Source organism: Pseudoalteromonas sp. TAB23 (assembly GCF_000498075.1).
Classification (GTDB): Bacteria; Pseudomonadota; Gammaproteobacteria; order Enterobacterales; family Alteromonadaceae; genus Pseudoalteromonas; species Pseudoalteromonas arctica.
The window spans coordinates 1-2,191 of record NZ_AUTP01000099.1; the positions used below are offsets into that span (position 1 = coordinate 1).

At 41.9% G+C, this 2,191-nt stretch carries 3 protein-coding genes; all 3 read right to left on the reverse strand.

What is annotated here, in order from left to right:
* On the reverse strand, positions 1 to 1,474 hold a 1,474-nt coding region (locus L654_RS0102365; protein ID WP_024607153.1), incomplete at its 3' end, for a replication endonuclease.
* 2 nt (positions 1,475 to 1,476) lie between these two features.
* Positions 1,477 to 1,755 (reverse strand): hypothetical protein, encoded by a 279-nt coding sequence (locus L654_RS0102370; RefSeq protein WP_024607154.1) that lies wholly within the window; start codon positions 1,753 to 1,755, stop codon positions 1,477 to 1,479.
* A 3-nt stretch (positions 1,756 to 1,758) separates the two neighbouring features.
* Positions 1,759 to 2,046 carry a hypothetical protein gene (locus L654_RS0102375; protein WP_024607155.1) on the reverse strand — a complete coding sequence of 96 codons (288 nt, stop codon included), beginning with the start codon at positions 2,044 to 2,046 and terminating at the stop codon, positions 1,759 to 1,761.
* Positions 2,047 to 2,191: the final 145 nt, after the last annotated feature.

Genomic DNA, 2,191 nt, shown 5'->3' on the forward strand with positions numbered 1-2,191 from the left:
TAATGTTATAAAAGCCGCCTGTGTAGCCCATTTCGTCGGCCAGTTCTTCGGTTTCGCGTATGCGTAGCATTAACTCGTTGCGCATGTTTTCATGGTTGGCAACGCCTGCTTCTACTGCTTTCATTAGCGATATAACATCGCTTTGTTCGTTTACTAATTCTAGGCTTTCTAGGTAACGTTGGCCGCGTTCGCGATTGGTGGTGTATTCGGCAATTGCTTGCTTTGAGCAATACGCACTTATGCCACGGCGTTTGGTGGTTTTAGCGCCTTTTTTATCAATACTGTTAAATAGGTCGCGGCCTACTTCGCCCGTTGCAATTTCTAGGTGCTCTAGGTAGCGGCTGCGTACTGTTTTAAGTTTACGCGCCCACCACTTATGATCTTGTGCTTTTAAAAGCGCTACTTCCGCATCGGGTATTGTTAGGTATTCGCTTTTTTCAGCAAATTGTAATTGCACGCTAAATTGGTTTGCATATTCGTTTACTCTTTCGTGTATGTCGGTTGCATCCCACGTAGGTTGTTCTTTTGCTAGGTCGGCTATTATTTCGGCTGTTTGCATTGCCAATACATTTGCATGTTTTTTGGTTTTGTCGGCATTGGCTAATATGTGCCAAGGCAGCGGCATAGCATTAGTAATTTGCTCGAGTATTTTAAGGCGTGGCTTTAATGTTTTAACGGTACGACGTAACCAGTTATTTGCACTGTATTGAGCGCGAATATTTGCGCTTGTTGGCTGTACTTTTTGGTGCGGGTTTTTAGTGCCGCTAAAGTCGTAAAGCGCACGGCTTATTTGTATTAGTTCGTCTTTGGTTGCGTTGGCTGTGCTTTTTAAGCTGGTGTCGTATTTATTAATAAAGCGCTTAGCTACACGCATTTGCAGCGGCTTGGGTACTTTGCTTAAACATTGGTAAACAAACTTAACTTCTTCAGCGTCGTCTATTGCGTTAATAACCGACATTGCTGAGCTAGAAACCTGATCGCCTACTTCTTGTTTTAAATTTTGCTCGGTTAAAGGTTGTTTGTTTTTTGCGTTGCGCTGCTTTTGTGCAAACTCCATATTTTTAGCAGTTTGGCGTACAAAGCTGGCTTGTATGCTGGGTGCGCGTTTACTTTCAATAATGTCTTTTACAATAAAATTATGAATATTATTGTTATGCACTTTTTTAAGCGCGGCTTTAGCTGGTTTGCTTAGCTTAAGGCTGGTTACATCAATGCGGTGCTCTGCATTTTTAAGCACATCATAAAACCAAGCGTTTGCTTTTTCGCTTGGGTTTATAGGCTCATCTTTGTACCAGGCGTTGCTTGGTGGGGTAATTTTGGCAAGGTATTGCTTAGCCATTTTATATTGGCTGTACGCAGTAAAACGGCCAAGGCCGCTTATTAAAAAATCTCTGTGTTCACTGTCGTCAACGGCTTTAACCATAGTTAAAACCGCTGTTACAACATCAAAGCTTACAACGGGCCACATGCTCATTGTTACAGCTCTATTTCCATTGGCTCACCACCAATTTGCACAGCATTTAATGCAATGCTCATTAGGCTGTATGCTCGTTCAAAATTAACGTCGTCGTCAGCAATCATTTTTACGATTGGTAGCAAGTCGGTTAGCGTGTCTTCGCACTGCATTAGCATGCCAATAGTGCTGCGTTTGTTTAAATTGCGAATTGCAAAATTAACTTGCTCAATAGCGTGTAAAACAATATTAAGTAGTAATTGCTTATTTTTAGGCATAACTTGGTCTTTGATAGCGTTCATTTTTTAGTGTCCTTGGGGGTTAAAATGGGAGGTCGTAATGTTGTGGTATGCGTCTAAAAGCCTTACATCATTATCAAGTTGAATATCAAACTCAGCCATTGAATATGCGTACCAGCTATTTGAGCTAAAACGACCAAGCGCTTCTATGCGCTTTGCTATTTGGGGTGCGTAGGCATTTAAATCGTATAATGCACTTACCGCTTTTTGAAAATCACACTTTGCTATATCGCGCTCTTTTCTGTGTGCGTTGTAATAGCCAAGTGCGGCCTTTGCTTTTGGGTGTAGTTTCATTTTTAGCAGTTCCCAGCGTTAAATTACAAAAATTTCAGGCGCTAGCTCATGGCCTTTGCAAAATACAAAGTGAGCGTATTCGGTTGAGTCGGTTTTACTTGGTTTTGCTGGGTCAAAGCCCGGGCGTTTGCTATGCACATACACC

Coding starts and splice junctions, on each gene's coding strand:
- L654_RS0102370 (WP_024607154.1), bottom strand. CDS start 1,755: ATGAACGCTATCAAAGACCAAGTTATGCCTAAAAATAAGCAATTACTA.
- L654_RS0102375 (WP_024607155.1), bottom strand. CDS start 2,046: ATGAAACTACACCCAAAAGCAAAGGCCGCACTTGGCTATTACAACGCA.